Origin of the sequence: Thalassospira sp. UBA1131 (assembly GCF_002311515.1) — a bacterium.
GTDB lineage: Bacteria > Pseudomonadota > Alphaproteobacteria > Rhodospirillales > Thalassospiraceae > Thalassospira.
The window spans coordinates 1-698 of sequence record NZ_DCAO01000116.1 but is presented as its reverse complement, the minus strand read 5'-3'; the positions used below and the strand labels follow the sequence as shown (position 1 = coordinate 698).

General features: G+C 56.4%; 1 protein-coding gene. It reads left to right on the top strand.

The window, feature by feature from the left end; translation table 11 throughout:
- Positions 1-698 (top strand): PAS domain-containing protein (locus B3Z49_RS19580; RefSeq protein ID WP_296993940.1); only part of this gene is annotated, 698 nt, incomplete at both ends.

Below are 698 nucleotides of genomic sequence, written 5' to 3'. Positions count from 1 at the left end.
GATGGCAATTGGATCACGGTCGAAGATTGCGCGACGATCCACGAGTTGGCCAATGGCGATGTTGTGACGTCGGGATGCTTGACCCGTCTTGACGCGGCGCAAACCTTGTCGTCATCGGATGGCATCAGTCACACGCTGCAAAAGGGCGGCAATCTGCACAAGCGCCTTCTTAACTCCCTGGCCGAGGGGGTGGTTGTCTATGACGCCGCCGGTACTGTAGTCGAGTTCAATAATACTGCGCTTGAGATTCTTGGTCTCACGGGCGACGAACTTTGCCGAAAGACCGTGCCCGAAACGCCGTGCACCTTTGTGCGCGAAGATGGTGTACCGCTGACCCGTGATGAGCTTCCCGGCAAAAGGGTCCTTGCAACCGGTGACCGCGAATATGGCGTTGTGTTGGGGGTCAATCGCCCGAATGGCGAATTTGCCTGGATCCGGGTTAATGCAGAACCCCTGCATAACGAACAGACCGGCACCTTTGACGGCGTCATCGTTTCATTCGCCGATATTAACGATGTCAAACAGGCCGAGGTCGCCTTCCGCGAACGTGAGCTGCTGTACCGTCAGATGTTTAGCAACACAACGGCGGTCAACATTCTGGTCGATCCGGCAGATGGCCGGATTGTTGATGCCAGCCGCGCAGCAGAAGAACTTTATGGTTTTGCGGATGGCGGTCTTGTTGGTCGGACGATCCCGGA